Origin of the sequence: Streptomyces cinereospinus, assembly GCF_042430725.1 — a bacterium.
Lineage (GTDB): Bacteria > Actinomycetota > Actinomycetes > Streptomycetales > Streptomycetaceae > Streptomyces > Streptomyces cinereospinus.
Map to the genome: position 1 here is coordinate 1 of NZ_JBHMCY010000092.1, position 14,660 is coordinate 14,660.

At 75.1% G+C, this 14,660-nt stretch carries 13 protein-coding genes and 1 pseudogene; 7 read left to right on the plus strand and 7 right to left on the minus strand.

The window, feature by feature from the left end; translation table 11 throughout:
• The coding region (locus ACFF45_RS31610) for an FCD domain-containing protein (protein ID WP_381350247.1) at window positions 1–226 on the plus strand (226 nt) is incomplete at its 5' end.
• A gap of 268 nt (window positions 227–494) precedes the next feature.
• Here ACFF45_RS31610 and ACFF45_RS31615 read toward each other — a convergent pair.
• Complete coding sequence (locus ACFF45_RS31615) at window positions 495–1,550, minus strand: hypothetical protein (protein WP_381350248.1); 1,056 nt, start codon at window positions 1,548–1,550, stop codon at window positions 495–497.
• Between the two features lie 153 nt (window positions 1,551–1,703).
• Window positions 1,704–2,402, minus strand: coding sequence for a hypothetical protein (locus ACFF45_RS31620; RefSeq protein WP_381350249.1), 699 nt, complete (start codon window positions 2,400–2,402; stop codon window positions 1,704–1,706).
• A gap of 116 nt (window positions 2,403–2,518) precedes the next feature.
• Here ACFF45_RS31620 and ACFF45_RS31625 point away from each other — a divergent pair, with 116 nt between their 5' ends.
• Window positions 2,519–3,169, plus strand: a complete 651-nt coding sequence (locus ACFF45_RS31625) for a TetR/AcrR family transcriptional regulator (RefSeq protein ID WP_381350252.1) — start codon at window positions 2,519–2,521, stop codon at window positions 3,167–3,169.
• A 341-nt stretch (window positions 3,170–3,510) separates the two neighbouring features.
• Here ACFF45_RS31625 and ACFF45_RS31630 read toward each other — a convergent pair whose 3' ends face one another.
• Window positions 3,511–4,662, minus strand: coding sequence for a LuxR C-terminal-related transcriptional regulator (locus ACFF45_RS31630; RefSeq protein WP_381350253.1), 1,152 nt, complete (start codon window positions 4,660–4,662; stop codon window positions 3,511–3,513).
• 156 nt (window positions 4,663–4,818) lie between these two features.
• Between ACFF45_RS31630 and ACFF45_RS31635 the strand changes: the two are divergent.
• Window positions 4,819–5,289, plus strand: a pseudogene (locus tag ACFF45_RS31635) (FAD/NAD(P)-binding protein); the annotation flags it as partial.
• Between the two features lie 1,113 nt (window positions 5,290–6,402).
• Here the strand turns inward: ACFF45_RS31635 and ACFF45_RS31640 are convergent.
• Entirely contained in the window at window positions 6,403–7,641 is a 1,239-nt protein-coding gene (locus ACFF45_RS31640; RefSeq protein WP_381350256.1) for a serine hydrolase domain-containing protein, read from the minus strand.
• Between the two features lie 259 nt (window positions 7,642–7,900).
• On the opposite strand from ACFF45_RS31640, the gene ACFF45_RS31645 reads away from it, so the two are divergent.
• Together ACFF45_RS31645 and ACFF45_RS31650 are read left to right on the plus strand one after the other, a co-directional pair.
• The gene (locus ACFF45_RS31645; RefSeq protein WP_381350258.1) at window positions 7,901–8,590 is read left to right on the plus strand and encodes a TetR/AcrR family transcriptional regulator; all 690 of its coding nucleotides are present in this window, start codon (window positions 7,901–7,903) and stop codon (window positions 8,588–8,590) included.
• 118 nt (window positions 8,591–8,708) lie between these two features.
• Window positions 8,709–9,983 carry a cytochrome P450 gene (locus ACFF45_RS31650; RefSeq protein ID WP_381350260.1) on the plus strand — a complete coding sequence of 425 codons (1,275 nt, stop codon included), beginning with the start codon at window positions 8,709–8,711 and terminating at the stop codon, window positions 9,981–9,983.
• Between the two features lie 144 nt (window positions 9,984–10,127).
• Here ACFF45_RS31650 and ACFF45_RS31655 read toward each other — a convergent pair whose 3' ends face one another.
• Window positions 10,128–12,248, minus strand: a complete 2,121-nt coding sequence (locus ACFF45_RS31655) for a SpoIIE family protein phosphatase (protein WP_381350262.1) — start codon at window positions 12,246–12,248, stop codon at window positions 10,128–10,130.
• Between the two features lie 293 nt (window positions 12,249–12,541).
• Here ACFF45_RS31655 and ACFF45_RS31660 point away from each other — a divergent pair, with 293 nt between their 5' ends.
• Window positions 12,542–13,177 carry a hypothetical protein gene (locus ACFF45_RS31660; protein WP_381350264.1) on the plus strand — a complete coding sequence of 212 codons (636 nt, stop codon included), beginning with the start codon at window positions 12,542–12,544 and terminating at the stop codon, window positions 13,175–13,177.
• Between the two features lie 116 nt (window positions 13,178–13,293).
• A complete protein-coding gene (locus ACFF45_RS31665) occupies window positions 13,294–13,650 on the plus strand; it encodes a hypothetical protein (RefSeq protein ID WP_381350265.1) in 357 nt (118 codons plus the stop codon).
• A 517-nt stretch (window positions 13,651–14,167) separates the two neighbouring features.
• On the opposite strand, the gene ACFF45_RS31670 is transcribed toward ACFF45_RS31665, so the two are convergent.
• Complete coding sequence (locus ACFF45_RS31670) at window positions 14,168–14,362, minus strand: hypothetical protein (protein WP_381350266.1); 195 nt, start codon at window positions 14,360–14,362, stop codon at window positions 14,168–14,170.
• Window positions 14,362–14,550 carry a CoxS/CutS family dehydrogenase iron-sulfur subunit gene (locus ACFF45_RS31675; protein WP_381350268.1) on the minus strand — a complete coding sequence of 63 codons (189 nt, stop codon included), beginning with the start codon at window positions 14,548–14,550 and terminating at the stop codon, window positions 14,362–14,364. Before ACFF45_RS31675 ends, ACFF45_RS31670 begins: the two co-directional genes overlap by 1 nt.
• Window positions 14,551–14,660: the final 110 nt, after the last annotated feature.

Consider the following 14,660-nt stretch of genomic DNA (forward strand, 5'->3'; position numbering starts at 1 on the left):
CTACCGCATGGCGTTCGTCTCGTGGAACCCGCTGGAGTGGCAGGCGGACACGAGCGCGCAGCACCACACCATCGCCGAGGCGGTGAAGTCGCGTGACGTCAAGGCCGCGTCACGCGCGCTGGCGACCCACCTGGGCCGTACCGCGCTCGTCGTCCTCTCCATGGCGTCGCCCACGTACGAGCCCGTCCGTATCCGCCGGGCTCTCGCCACCGCTTGCGGCGAGTAGGACTTCAGGTCGTCCAGCCCTTCCGCTCCTTCGCTCCGTTTCCCCCGCATCGAGCGATCACAGTCGGCCATGCCGTGGACCCGGACGGCCGTGCGAACGGTGCCGGTCGGGTCCACGGCTGGACGGGCCTCGGTCAGCCCTCGCCGGAAGCGGTCGGCCGCCCGGTCCGGAGGTCCGTCACGGACGCGTCGATCGCGGCCGGCCCGCACGCGCGGATACCCGGCCCCGTGACGCCACCTAGTCCGTGACACTCTAGCCGAGTCACCCTTTATCCGCGTATCGGTCCAGAGGTGACTTCGGGGCGCGAGGCCGGGGCGGTACTGGAGTACGAAGTGGCGACGATCTCGGAGCGGGACCCCCGGGACCGCCTCCCGCGCCGGTCGGCAACCAGGATGAAGGCGCACCCGAAGACGGCCCAGACCGTCAGGACCAAGGCGGGGAAGCCGGCACCCGCCCCGTCGAAGAAGCCGTTGGCGCGCAGGAGGCTGCCCGAGGCGCCCGGGGGGAGGAGTTGGCCGATCGCGGCCCATCCGTCGGGGAGCCAGTGCGGGCCGGTGGCCAGGCCCGAGAGGGGGTTGCCCAGCAGCATCACGAGGGTGCTGCCGAGGGCGAAGCCGGTGATGCCGAGGAGGGCCTGCAGGCCGAGGAGGGTCGTGGACAGGGCCGTCATGCCGAGGATGACGCCGAGGGCGGTGAGCCCGTAGTTGCCGTCGATGGAGTGCGTGCCGAACTGGAGGACGGCGGCGATGGCCGCTCCTGCCACGACGGAGAACAGCACGGCTCCGGACAGCCGGATCCGCAGCCCGCGGTGGCCGGGGAAGACGCTGCCGAGTATCACGGCGGGGAAGATCCCGCCGAAGATCATGGGCATCAGGGCCGCGGTCAGCCCGGCGCCCCGGGGGTCGTCGTCAGTGAACGGCACCAGGTCGTGGACGGCGAGCCGCGTCCTGTTCTGTGCGGCGACGACCTCGCCCAGCGCGTTGAGAGCGCTGGCGGCCGAGGGGCCTCCGGCGGTGGCGGTGTAGAGGTCGACGCCCTGAGCCGTGACCGCCAGGCCGCCCGAGATGTCCCCCTCCTTGACGGCCGCCTCGACGGCGTCGGCAGTCTCGTAGTGGCGGACGTCCCACTCGGGGCCGTCGGCGTTCTCCCGGAGCGCCTCGACCGCCTGCGGAGAACCGGTGATCCCCACGGGTACGTGGTGCGGACCGCTGTGCAGCGAAGGCAGGGCGAAGGCGCACAGCATCGCGGTGATGAGGGCCGCCAGTCCGACGACGACCATGGTCAGCTTGCGTCCCGTACCGGACGGGGTGGAGTGGCTGGACACAGGAATCCCTTGTGTGATCGATGACGCACGGTGGCCGGCCCATCGTCGGCCGGGGTGAGGAAGAGGACCGGTCCGGCACCCAGAGCCGGGGCGCTGCGCCGCCCCGGTGCCGGGCCGGGACCTCGACCGGCGGCGGGCCGGGCCCGCACTCCGTCAGGCGCGGGCCGACGCCGCGGCGATGATCCAGTTCCTGAACTCGACGGCGTAGTGCCGGAGGTGGTGCTCCAGCACCACTTCGGGGGCCGAGGCCGGCACGTAGAACGTCAGGCTGGCGGTGAAGCCGTCGGCGGTGTCGCCGAACTGGGTCAGCGCCCGCCCGACGACGGTGCCGTCCTCCAGGAAGAGGTTCGAGGACATCTTGTGCGGAAACTCCGACTCCGGCAGCAGTTCCTCCGCGTCGGCGGCCCAGGCCATCGCGTCGGTGCCCCAGCCGCCCATGAAGAAGGAGCAGACGTGGGGGCCGATGTTCTCCACCACGTTGAAGGCACCGTCGGCCCCGGGGGCCATCGCGTAGTGCTCGGGGTGTGCCGCGAGAAGCGCGGTCTCGTCGCCGGCGAAGGCGCGTTCCATCCAGGCGAGGAACTCGCCCGAGGAGATGCCCTGTGCCGACAGCACCGTCGTCCCTCCCCGGAAGGCGCCGCCGGAGGCCCGCGCGCTGTCCCGCAGGAAGGCGTTGCCCTCCTCGATGTCCGCGGCCAGGAGGTCGAGCAGACCCTTGCGCCCCAGCCGGGTCCGGAACCGCTCCAGGGCTCGACGGGCGTAGAACAGCTCGAAGTCGTCCACGGACCCGGGCCCGGTGGGCCCCGAGGTGAGCCTGACGGTCACGGGCTGCGACGTCCGGTCGGTGGTCATGCTTGACGCACTCCTAGAATGTGAATGTGAGTTCGCGTTCGCGTTTTAGGGTACCCAGAGGAGTGCGTCCGTTGTCAAAAGAACTTGTGGTGAGCGGCGTGGGTAGCATGCGGGGCATGACCGACGAGCCGGACCGACCCGCCCACTACCGGGAACCCCGGCAGGCGCGCAGTGCCGCGACGCTCGCTCGCATCCTGCGGGCGGCCGAGGAACTCGCCTCCTCGGCCGGTCTGGAGGACATGACGATGACCGGCGTCGCGGAACGCGCCGATGTCTCGGTCGGCACGATCTACCGCCGCTTCGAGGACAAGGAGCAGCTGATCACCGCCCTGGCGGAGCGGATGCTGGAGCGGCGCGAGGAGTATGTGGCCGAGCAGTTGGAGAAGGCCGAGCCGTCGCTCGCGGGCGTCGTCGACGCCTACGCGCACGCCTTGCTGGAGTCATTCGCCGACAGCGGCAACCTCTTTCCCGAGCTGCTGCGCGCACGGACGGGCGCCGGCGTGGAGCGCGGGGCGCGGACCATCACCGAGATCCACCGCCTCCTGCTCGCGGCGGCGGCCCCCTACGCCCACCAGATCCGACGCTCCGACCCGGAGAGGGCCCTGGACGCGGCGGCCCGCGCCCTGCTCGGAGCCTGCTTCCACAACTCGGTGCGCCCCGACTCCGCCACCGGTGCGGCGGCCCAGCGCCGGTACGCCGACGAACTCGGCGACATGGCGACGGCCTACCTGCTCACCCCCGACCGCCGCCGCACCACCGACGGCTGAGCCGCACGCGCCGCCGGGGCGTTCAGCGCGTCGGCGCCGTCCGACGACGTCCCCTATCCCGGCGCCGCAGCCGGTCAGGAGGGCGAGGGGCTCGCACGTGCCGTACCACCGGCGGACGAGGGACCTCCCCACGCCGTGGTGGGTGGCCCCTACGAGAGCCCGGCCGTGGGGCTCGGGCGGTGCGACCGCTTCTCGGCGGTACCGGGCGGCGGCCCTCCCGGCGCGCGAGGTGCTCCCCCGGGACGGTGATCGTGCACAGGGTTTCGGGACAGGGCTCCGGCGGCGTGCGTGATCGCTCTGCTCGTCCGCGACCGCGGCGGCGGCGGCCGATGAACGGTGTGTCAGATGTGCGGGGTGCGCACCCGCGTGGCCGGCCGGCCGGGGTGCTCGACGCGTCGCGGTTCCGGCAGGGCGGGCCAGTAGTGCTCCGTGAACAGGCGGGCCACCAACGCGCCCCGGCTGGAGACGCGGGTCTTGGCGAAGACGGTCTTGAGGTGGTCCCGGACGGTGTGCGGGGAGATGAACAGCGCGGCGGCGATCTCGGCGGTGGTCGTGCCGCGTGCGACGAGCTGGGTGATCTGGAGTTCCCGGGGGGTGAGGCCGTAGGCCTCGGCGACCAGGACCGCCAGGTCGGCGGGGGTGGCGGGTTCGATGACGAGGGCCACGGGGCCGGGCCGGCCGCCGGGGCCGGTGAGGGAGGAGGCATGGCAGTTGAGCCAGCGGCCGTCAGAGGTGCGGATGCGCACGCGGGTGTTGCCGCTGTGGTCGCGGCCGTCGGCGACGGCCCGTGCCTGCAGGGCCGTGCCGATCACCCAGATGGGCAGCCTCAGCCCCAGCGGTGAGGGGAAGGACGGCCCGTCCGGCAGCGCCGCGAGGTGCTGACGTGCCTCGTCGTTGACCGAGACGGCTTCGCCCGACGCGTCGAAGAGGATCAGGCCGGGCGCGGGCGAGTCGGTGCGGGGCACGGACCGGGGCGGCCGGGCGAACCCGCGCAGCCGCGCGGCCAGCGGGCGGGACAGCCCGGCGAGGAGCGTGATCTCGTCCGGGCGGAACGCCTCGGTGGTGCGGAACAGGCTCACCAGCCCCCACGGCCGGTCCGAGATCCGCAGGACGGCGCGCAGTTCGTCGTGCACGCCCTGGCCGAGCAGCAGGCGCCGGAAGCGGGCACTGCGGGCGGGCAGATCACCCGTGGCCGCCCGCAGCCCGGCCGCCGGTACGGGCGTGCGGGCCAGCTCGCGGAACGGGACGACGTTCTCCTCCAGCAGCTCGCTCTCCCAGTAGGCGGCGCAGTCCTCGCCGGAGCCGAGGTTCTCCACCACCATCGGTGCCGTGATCAGGCCGGTCTCCGGGTCGGCGGCCGTCCACACGGCCGACTGGAACGGCACACACCGCCGCAACTCGGCCGAGGCCCGGTGGAACAGGTCGACCGCGTCCACGGCGCGTTCGACAGCACGTGCGACGGCCGACGGCACCGGCCGGCATGGATCAGTCATGCGTCCCCCTCACGAGATGAGCCTGTCCTGCCCCCTGCACGGTGCCAACCCCCCGTTTTGGGGGGGCATTCCGGAGCGGTCACCTGCCGCGGGGGATGGGGTCGCGGGACGGCGTCGGCGAAGGTCGTTGCCACAGGACCACCGGAGAGGAAGATCATGGACATCGCGATCGTCGGAGGGGGCGCGGCGGCGGTCGGCCTGCTGGACGCGCTGGCCGCTACGGCGGACGAGACCCCCGTGCGGGACGGGACCGGCACGGTCACGGTCTTCGAGCCGTCGCCCCAGCTGTGGCGGGGCCGGCCCTACGGTCCGGACCTGGACACGGTGCTGGTCAATACGCCCCCCGCGCTCATGTCGATCCGCGACGGCGACTTCGGCCACTATGCGCGGTGGCTGGGCGCACGGGCCGCCGAGCACGTCGACGTCATGCTGGGGCAGCCGCTGGTGCCGCGCGCGCTCTACGGCGAGTACCTGGCGCACACCGCCGAGAAGGCCGTGGCCCGCCTCGGCGAGCGGGGCCGGCTCGTGCGCGTGGTGCCCGCCCGCGTCACCGGGGCCGTCGCCCGCGGCTCCCGTCTCGTGCTGCGCACCCACGACGGGCAGGACCACGAGGCCACCCACGTGGCGCTGTGCGTGGGCGGCGGAACTCCGCCGGATCCGTACGGCCTCGCCGGCGGCCCGGGCTACACGGGCGACCCCTATCCGCTGGCCGACACGCTCGAACACGTCCCGGCCGAGGGCGAGGTGGCGATCGTCGGCAGCGGCCTGACCGCCGTCGACGTCGTCGTGTCGCTCGCCGCGCGCGGGCACCGGGGGCCGGTCACGCTCGTGTCGCGCAGCGGAGTGCTGCCGTACGTCTGGCAGCGCCCGGACGGCCGGCGGCCGCGGCAGGTGACCGCCGCGCGGGTGGCGGAGCTGCACCGGACCCGGGGGAGCGTCACGTTCGGCGATCTCGTCGGGCTGCTGCGGGCGGAACTGGCGGAGGCGGGCGAGGACTTCGACGAGCTCGCGGCCGAGCTGCGGGGCACCGGGAGCGCGGACCCGCTGGAGCGGCTCCGGCGGCAGATCGCCGCAGTCGACGACCCCCGGATCGGCCGCCGCGTCCTGCAAGAGACGGCGCACAGCGTCGGCCCGTACGCGTGGCGGCTGCTGCCCGAGTCGGACCGGGCGTGGCTGCGGCGCCACCTGCGCACCGTCACCAGTGTGGTCTCGCCCATGGTTCCGGTGAACGCCTCCGTCCTGCTGCGGCTGCTGGACTCCGGTCAGCTCACCGTCGTCGCCGGCGTCGACGCCGTCGAGCGCGTGGACGGGCGGTTCCGCATCCGGTACGGCGGCGGCGAGCGCACGGCGCAGACCGTCGTCAACGCCGTGAATGCGCCGCCGCAGGCGGTCCCGGCCCGCGCCCGGGACCTGGTCCGGTCCCTGACGGGCGCCGGCCTGGCCACGCTCCACCCGTCCGGCGGCCTGGTCCCCGCCGATCCGCGCGTGCACGTGGTCGGCGACCTGACCGGCGGCGGCTCGTACGTCACGTCGAGCATCGCGGGTGTCGCCGCCCTGGCCGGCCGTGCCGCCAAGGCCGCTCCCCTCGGCCTGACCGGCCCGGCGGCGCGGGGCTGCCGGGCCGGAGGTCTGCCGGGGGAAGGCGCCCGGCCCGCGTGTGCCGTGCCCGTCGGGCGCCCTCCCCCGCCTCGCCCGCCGGCGTGCCCGGCCGGGCGGCGGCCGGGCGGCGGCCGGGCGGTGTCAGGGGTTCGTGGATCCGCACAACGCGCGGCCGTACAGCGTCCGGAGCGCGTCGTCGACCGGGTGGTGCCGCGGGACGCCCGCGGAGTCCAGCTCGTTCCACCTCATGAGGTTGACCGCGACGGACATCTGGCGCCGGCCGTCGGCCCGGGTCAGGGACATCGTCCCGGCTCCCCAGACCGTGCCGTCGTGGCCCCAGAAGGTGCCGCAGTCCGGGACCGTGACCTTGTGCAGGCCGAGGCCGTACTCGATCGTCGATCCGTCCAGGGCGCGCACCGGGAGCGTGCGCTGCATCTGCGCCAGGGACGCCTCGCCGACGAGCCGGCCGGCGAGCAGTGCGGCGTAGAAGCGGTTGAGGTCCGGCATGGTCGAGACCAGGGCCGCCCCGGTGCCGGCCCAGGACATGTCGTAGACGCTGTAGTCGCGCGGTGGGTCGATCAGGCCGTGCAGCGCCTCGTACATCCGCGCGTGGGGTCCCGTGACGCGCGGTCCGGACGGGAAGCCGGTGTGCCGGAGTCCGGCGCGCTCGACGACGTCGCGGGTGATGTACCGCTCGGCGGGCGTTCCGGTCACCTCTTCCAGCAGCTCGCCCAGCAGGAGGTAGTTGACGTTGGAGTAGACGCCGGCCGGGCTCCCGGGCTCGCCGGCCGGAGGGGCCGCGAGGCCCGTGCGGATCAGCTCGGCGGCGGTGAACCGGCGGAACCGGTTGTCGTCCAGGCTGTCCGGCCGCGGGGGGACCTCCCGCAGCGAGGGGAACGCGTAGCGGATGTGGTCGGGGATGCCGCTGGTGTGGTTGAGCAGCATCCGTACCGTGATCCTGCGGCCGCGCTCCCCCGGCACCAGGTGCGGGAGATAGGTACCGATCGGTGTGTCGAGGCCGATCCGGCCCTGCTCGACCTGCCGCATGACGGCGACGGCGGTGAAGGTCTTCGTGACGCTGCCGACGCGGTGCCGCAGGGCGGGCGTGACGGGGCGGCCGGTGGTGACGTCGGCGACCCCGGAGGCGCCGCGCCAGGTCCGGCCGGCGTCCCGCACCTCGGCGAACACGCCCGGCACGCCCGCGCGGTGGACGCCGTCGACGGCGGCCGTCAGCTGTGCGGGGCCGACGCCGGCCGGGCGAGTGGTGGTGCCGCCGGCCGGTACGGGCCTCGTTCCCTCGGGCGCGGGGGCCGCCGCCACCGTGCCCGTGCACATGCTCAGCGCGGCGGCGCCCGCGCACAGGGCCAGTCGGATTCTCAAGACGGTACGTCCTCTCACGGTCGGTGAGTGCGGGTGTGTCAGGAGCACGTCCGCAAGCCGGCGCGGACGCCTCGCGTCAGCGGTGTCCACGGCGGTACGGACGCCGGGAGAGCCGGTGCCCGGGTGCCGTTCCCAGCAGCCGTCCACCGACTTTCGGAACGTGTTCCGAAAGTAGCATCCGGAGCGCCCGCAGGGAACACCCGGCGGCGGGCCCCACCCCGTCTCGCGGCGCCGGAGGGCGGCGCGGCATGATGGGGTGATGCCGCGACCGCCCGCTCCGCACGGCCGCACCGGCCGGCCCCCCGTGACCTCCCGCGCGCAGATCCTGGCCGCGGCCCGGCTGCTCATCGACCGGGACGGCTGGGAGAAGCTGACGATCCGCCGGCTGGCCGCCGAACTCGGCATCGGGGCGACCACGCTCTACCACCACATCCGCGACAAGGACGACCTGCTGACCCTCCTGCTCGACCAGCACGTCGGCCAGATCGAACGCCCGGAGCTGCCCCGCGCGCCGCGGGACCGCATCGTCGCCGCCGCCACCGCCATGCACGACGCACTCGCCGCCTGGCCGTGGGCCGCGGAGGTCCTCACCGCGGACGGTTTCGTGGGCCTGCTCGACGAGTCGGCGCTGTGGATGGTCGAGGCCATCGTGGCCGGGGCCGACGACCACGGCTGCACGCCGGAGGAAGCCGTCCGCGTCTTCCGCAGCGTCTGGTACTACACCGTCGGCGAGGTCCTCGTCCGGGCGCACTCGCCCCACCGGCGGGCCGACGACCGGCACCCCGCCTTCCGCACGGCCTTCGACGCCTCCCGGGTCCCCCACCTGGCCGCCATCGGCGAGCGGTGGCCGGTGCTGGCCGGACGGGACACCTACGCCCAGGGGCTGCGCGCCCTGGTCGACGGGCTGCTCGCCCAGGCCGCGGGGGCGACCGCGCACGACACGCCCTGAGCGCACTCCGGCAGCCGGCCGGGAGCCCCGGCGGCCCGCACCCCGCCCGCGGCGTCCGCCACCGGCGTCGCGGACGTCACCCGGGTTTTTCGGGGAGGGCGGCGGGCACCCGGCGGGCATGCACCAGAGTCGCGCCCCCCTCGTGGACAGCTCCCTCGCCCTCCTCGCCAAGGGGTACGCCTGGCTCCCCGACCGCCGGCGCCGCACCGCCCACCCGGTCGTGCGGGCCCGGCTCATGGGGCGGCACACCGTCGCCCTGCACGGGCCGGAAGCGGTGCGGTTCTTCTCCGACGAACGGCACGTGGAGCGCCGGACGGCGCTTCCCGGACCGGTGCTGAGCACGCTGTTCGGGCACGGGGCCGTGCACACCCTGGACGGGGAACCGCATCGCGTACGCAAGCAGCTGTTCCTGTCCCTGCTCACCGGCGCGGAGGCGGTCGCGGGCCTGGAACGCCGCGTGACCGCGGCGTGGGACGAGGCCGTGGCGTCGTGGCCCGGGCGCCCGTCGGTCGTGCTGTTCGACGAGGCGGGCACCGTGCTCACCCGAGGGGTCTGCCACTGGGCCGGCATCCCCCTGGACGACGCCGGCCCGGTGGCCCGGGACCTGGTCGCCCTGGTCGACGGCGTCGCCACGCCGGGCCCGCGCCACTGGCGGGCCCGCCGCGCCCGGGACCGGCGCGAGGCCTGGCTGGGACGCATGGTGGAGGACGTACGGGCGGGGGCCGCCACCGCACCGGCCGGATCGGCGCTGGACGTGGTCGCCCGGCACCGGGACGCCGACGGCCGGCTCCTGGACCCGCACACCGCCGCGGTCGAACTGCTCAACGTCATCCGCCCCACGGTCGCGGTCTGCTGGTTCGTCGCCTACGCCGGTCACGCGCTGCATCGCGGGCCCGGCATCAAGAAGCGGCTGGCCGAGAGCGACGACGCCGCGTACGCCGTCGCCTTCGCGCACGAGCTGCGGCGCTTCTACCCCTTCGCCCCCTTCCTCGGCGGCCGGGCCGTGACCGACCTCGCGTGGCGGGGAGAGCCGATCCCGGCCGGCGCGCTGGTCCTGCTCGACCTGTACGGGCAGAACCACGATCCCGAGCTGTGGGACGAGCCGTACCGCTTCGACCCGCACCGCTTCCTGAAGCGGCCGCCCGGCCGGGACGAACTCGTGCCGCAGGGCGGGGGCGACCGCGCCGCCGGGCACCGCTGCCCCGGCGAGGACGTCACGATCGCGCTGCTGCGCAGCCTCGGGCCCCGGCTGGCCCGGCTGGAGTACCGGGTGCCCGAGCAGGATCTGCGGATCCCGCTCAACCGCGTGCCCTCCCGCGTGCGCAGCGGGATGGTCATCGAGTCCGTCCGCGTGCCCGCGCTCGTCGGCGCGGACGTACGGGCGGAGGCCTGACGCACCGCCGGCCGCTGCCCGGCGGAACACACCGGCCCGGCGGTCGGCCCGGCAGACCGCCGGCGCCGTCCCCGTCGCGGTGGTCAGCCGCACGCGCTGTCCGTGGCCGCAGTGGTCACCCCCTGGTGCCGGTGGTGCGCCCGGTCAGTGGTGCTCCTGGTGCTCCAGCACCAGGAGCGCGACGTCGTCGACGCGCTGCCCGGTGGTGGCGGCCTGCCCCAGCAGGACGTCGATGAGCCGGTCCAAGTCCCGGTCGTCGGCGTCGGCGAGGCGGCGGGCGAGGCGCTCGATGGAGTCGTCGATGTCGGCGCCCGGGGTCTCGACCAGGCCGTCGGTGTAGAAGGCGAGCAGCGTCCCGGCCGTGAGCGGGATCTCGGTCACGGGGAAGTCGGCGTCGGGGTCGATGCCCAGCAGCGGCCCGGGCGGGACGGCGAGGGGGTGCGCGCCCCGGCCGGGGAGGCGCAGCAGGGGCGGCGGGTGGCCGGCGCTGGCGAGGGTGACGCGGCCCCGGGTGAAGTCGAGGTGGGCGTAGAGGCAGCTGGAGAACAGATCGGGCCCGAGGTCGACGAGGAGCCGGTTGGTCCGGTGGAGCACCTGGTCGGGAGCGGTGCCGAGGGTCGCGTGGGCGTGCACACCGGTGCGCACCTGTCCCATCAGCGCGGCGGCGGCGACGTTGTGGCCCTGGACGTCGCCGATGACCGCCGCGGCCGCGGTGTCGCCGAGCCGGATCAGGTCGTAGAAGTCTCCCCCGATGTCCATGCCGCGGGTGGCGGGCAGGTAGCGGGCGGCGACCCGCAGGCCGGCGACCGCGGGCAGGCCGCGCGGGAGCAGCGCCTGTTGCAGGCCGTGGGCGAGCTCGTGCTTGGTGTCGTACAGGCGGGCCCGGTCGAAGGCCTGGGCGACGAGCCCGGCGAGCGAGGTCATGACAGCGCGTTCCTCGGCCGGGAACTCGTGCGGGCTGTCGTAGGACAGGACGCAGATGCCGACGGGCCGGCCGGAGATGATCAGCGGCAGGAAGGCCCAGGCCTTCTTCCCGCTGACCGGGGCCGCTTCGGGGTAGCTGCGCCGCATCTCCTCCGGGTCGGCGAAGAACGCCGGGACGCCGGTGGCGAGGACGTTGCCGGCCGGGGTGACCAGGGTGTCGAGCGCGAGGCCGTTGAGATGGGCGATGGTGCGGGCGGAGTAGCCCCGGTGGCCGGTGATCCGCAGCCGGCCGGCCTCGGCGACGGACAGGATCAGTCCCTGGGCGCCGAAGGCGGGCATGATCTGGTCGGCGACGAGGTCCACGACGTCCTGGACGCCGACGACCTCGGTGAGCGCGGCGGCCAGGTGCGTGAGCTGGTACAGCCGGCCGGCCCGGGCCGGGGTCGCGGCGGGCGTGGTCAGGCGGGGCGCCGGTACGGGCGGGGGGCGCCCGCCGGTGGCCACGATCCGGACGCTGATGCCGCCGGCGTCCGGGTACAGGTGGATCTCCAGCCACCGGTCCGGCGGGCGGCAGGCGGGGAACGACACGGGCTCCCGGCTGATCAGCGCGGCGCAGTAGCTGTCCTCGTAGGTGGGGTCGTCCAGCCAGCGCAGGGACTGCCACGGCCGGGTGCCCAGCAGCTCGCCGGCCTCACGGCCGAGCAGCTCGCAGGCGCTGGAGCTGAGGTAGGTGAAGCGTCCGTCCAGGTCCAGCGCGCAGCTTCCGCCGGGCAGCCGCTCGACGAAGTCGGCGACGGCCGTCGCCCGGCCGGCGGATCCGGGGCGGGTTCCGGCGAGGGCGACGCGCGGCTGCTCGCGGCGGGCGGGCGCACGCCCCCGTTCGGCCGTCTCCTCCAGCAGCCGGGCCAGGCTCCGGCAGCAGGACGTGACGGTGCCCTGCTCCTGCCGGGTCATGTACGGCGGGCGGGTGGCCGGCCACATCAGCACCAGGGACCCCCACATGCGTACGCCGGTGACCGGCGCGGCGACCATCGCCAGCGGGTAGGGAAGCGCCATCGCGACGCGCGGGTAGGAGCGGGCCATGTCCTCCTGACTGCCCACCCACACCATGCGGTGGTTGCGGACGGAGTCGGCCACGGGTGCCGGGGCGGCGAGCGGCACCGTCTCCCACGGTGCGGCGAACTCGGCCGGCAGCCCGCACAGCAGGTCCAGGCTGAGCAGCCGCTCGTCCGGTGCGAGCAGGTACAGCGCGCCGATGCACGCGCCGGTCCGGCGCACCGTCTCCGTGAACGCGACGTCCAGCGGATCGGCGTCCGGGGCCGGATCGCCCGTACCGGTCATGCCGTCTGCTCCCCTCGGGGCACGGCGCACGGACGCCGCCACACACACCCGAGCTCGCCCATATGAGGACGTTACGCCCATGAGGGACGGTCGGCACGCGGTCCGCCGTGCGGTACGGCCCCGAGGCCGTGGGGTACGTCCGGTGGCCGCCCGGTGGTCACCCGGTGAGCGGCGTGCTCGGGGGCGGACGGCCGGGGACCCGCCGCCCCCTGCCGTTTCCGCGATCCGCACGGCGGGCACTCGCCCGCCGTGGTGGCGTACGGAGCACGGCGGCGGGCGCCGGTGACGGGCGGATGAGCCGGGTCCCCGGCACAGCCGCGCGGCGGCGGCTGCGCTTCGACGGCTGGATCGCCGGCCTCGGCACCTCCTCCGGGACGCGTGTCGTGCTCGGGCACTGGCAGAGGTCACCGTTCGGACGGTTCAGCGACGTGATGCTGGAGCGGGCCGACGGCGAACGGCTGCTGCTGGCCCCCACCACCGGGACGGCGGCCTTCGTCAGCGGCACCTACACCTTCGACACGGTGTCCGTCGTGCCCGTCGGCGTACGCGTCACCGACGACACCTGGTCCGTCGCCGCCGGACCGCTCGACCTGCGCTTCACCACCGGCCGGCGCGGGCTCCTGGGCATCGCGCTGTGCGCCGTGCCCGGCCCGCTGGCCCGCCGGCCGGCCTGGAGCGCGCTGACGGACCGCCCGGCCGGTGTGCTGCTGCCGGGCGTGCGGACGCGGGGCAGTGCCGGTGCGGGGCGCCGCGAGTGGTACGGCGCCCGGGACCTGCGGCCGGTCTCCGCGCTGTCGGCCACCCTGGAGGGGCACGGCCTCGGCGCGCTGGCGCCCGTCGAGCCGCCGGTGCGCTTCGGGTTCGGTTCCGTGCCGCGCACGCCCGCCGTCACCCGGGTGACGACCACGGTGGAACTCGGCCCGCCCTGAGGTGCGCCGCCGGCCGGCGTGACGATCGCCACGCCGGGCGCTTCGGCATCAGGGTCCCGATGCCGGGTAGTCCGAAGATGAACCGATCTGCCGGAGAAGGGACGGACGGCGCCGTGATGATGTCTCACACACTCGACCAGGATGCGCTCGTCATCACGGTGCACGACGACCCGGGCGTCGACAGGAGGGCGGCCCTGCTCGCCGAGATCGGCGACCTGGTGCAGGGGTACCGGCCGGCCTCGGTCGTCGTCGTCCTCGACGAGTCCGCGGCGACCGAGGCCGCGCTCAGCGTGGTGCTGCGCGCCCACCGGCTGTGCAGCCGCCTCGGCCTGGTGATGTCCGTGGCCACCCGCAGCGCGCCCGCCCGGCGCCGGCTGGAGGCCGACGCCGACACCCGGGGCGTCCGGCTGGTGATCCACGCGCGCGCCGACACCGCGATAGCCACGGCCACCGCCCTGACCGCGGCGGCGTGAGGACCGGGCGCTCCCCGCGCCCTCCGGCCCCACCCGTACGCCCCTCGGTTCCGTACGCCTTCCAGTGCCGTACGCTCGCGGCCCGGTACGCCCTCGGCCCCGCACGCCCTCCGCCTCGTAGTCGAAGCCGCCGCGCCCGTCGGACCGCACCGCACGGACCGCGTCGAAGCCGTCCGCCGAGGACGGCTCGCGCAGCCGCTCGAACGCGGCCGGGACGCCGGCGTCCGGGACCCGCTCGCGGCTCCTCGCGGGCGGCGTCGCGGCGCAGTGGACCGCCACGTCCGGCGGGGACCGGAGCGAGCGCCGGGCCCGTCCACCCTCAAGCCGTGGCCGGGCGACGTGATCCTCTTCCGCCGCGCCGCGGGCGAGTCGCCCTCGGCCAAGGGCACGCCGGTCACTGTCGTCGCCGGCCGCGGCGGCTTCCCACGCGCCGGACGCTCGCCGCCCGCCGGACGGTGCGCGCGTTCGCGGCCGCCAGGGCCGAGGCGCCGGCGGGGCGGGTGGCCGCGTGGTCCCGTCAGAGCAGCTGGTCGAGGGTGAACGGCAGGGAGCGCAGGCGGCGGCCGGTGGCGTGGTGGATCGCGTTGCCGATGGCGGCCGCCATGCCGACCAGGCCGATCTCCCCGACGCCCTTGGTGCCGATCTCGGTGGCGCGGTCGGGTTCGCCGCAGAAGACGACGTCCATGTCGGGGATGTCGGCGTTGACGGGCATCAGGTGGTCGCCGAAGGTCGCGTTGGCGATCCGGTGAGGCCCAGGTGGTCGCGCAGGGCGCCGAGGAGTGTCACACGCGCGTCGAACCGCAGGCGGCAGGCGTCGCCGTTCACGTGCAGGGTGACCTCCACGCCGGGCAGTTCCGGTGTCGCCGCGGCGGGGCGCGCCGGGGTCTCGACATGCTTCATGGCGCCTCGATTCGACGTCCCCTGTCGAGGGCGACGGGAAGAAGGGGGGAAGCGGCAAAAGGGACACGGGACAGGTCGGTGGAAGTCCGCGGCCGGCATCCGGCCGGGCG

Coding starts and splice junctions, on each gene's coding strand:
- ACFF45_RS31675 (WP_381350268.1), bottom strand. CDS start 14,550: ATGAAGCATGTCGAGACCCCGGCGCGCCCCGCCGCGGCGACACCGGAA.
- ACFF45_RS31660 (WP_381350264.1), top strand. CDS start 12,542: ATGAGCCGGGTCCCCGGCACAGCCGCGCGGCGGCGGCTGCGCTTCGAC.
- ACFF45_RS31625 (WP_381350252.1), top strand. CDS start 2,519: ATGACCGACGAGCCGGACCGACCCGCCCACTACCGGGAACCCCGGCAG.
- ACFF45_RS31645 (WP_381350258.1), top strand. CDS start 7,901: ATGCCGCGACCGCCCGCTCCGCACGGCCGCACCGGCCGGCCCCCCGTG.
- ACFF45_RS31655 (WP_381350262.1), bottom strand. CDS start 12,248: ATGACCGGTACGGGCGATCCGGCCCCGGACGCCGATCCGCTGGACGTC.
- ACFF45_RS31630 (WP_381350253.1), bottom strand. CDS start 4,662: ATGACTGATCCATGCCGGCCGGTGCCGTCGGCCGTCGCACGTGCTGTC.
- ACFF45_RS31620 (WP_381350249.1), bottom strand. CDS start 2,402: ATGACCACCGACCGGACGTCGCAGCCCGTGACCGTCAGGCTCACCTCG.
- ACFF45_RS31670 (WP_381350266.1), bottom strand. CDS start 14,362: ATGCCCGTCAACGCCGACATCCCCGACATGGACGTCGTCTTCTGCGGC.
- ACFF45_RS31665 (WP_381350265.1), top strand. CDS start 13,294: ATGATGTCTCACACACTCGACCAGGATGCGCTCGTCATCACGGTGCAC.
- ACFF45_RS31650 (WP_381350260.1), top strand. CDS start 8,709: ATGCACCAGAGTCGCGCCCCCCTCGTGGACAGCTCCCTCGCCCTCCTC.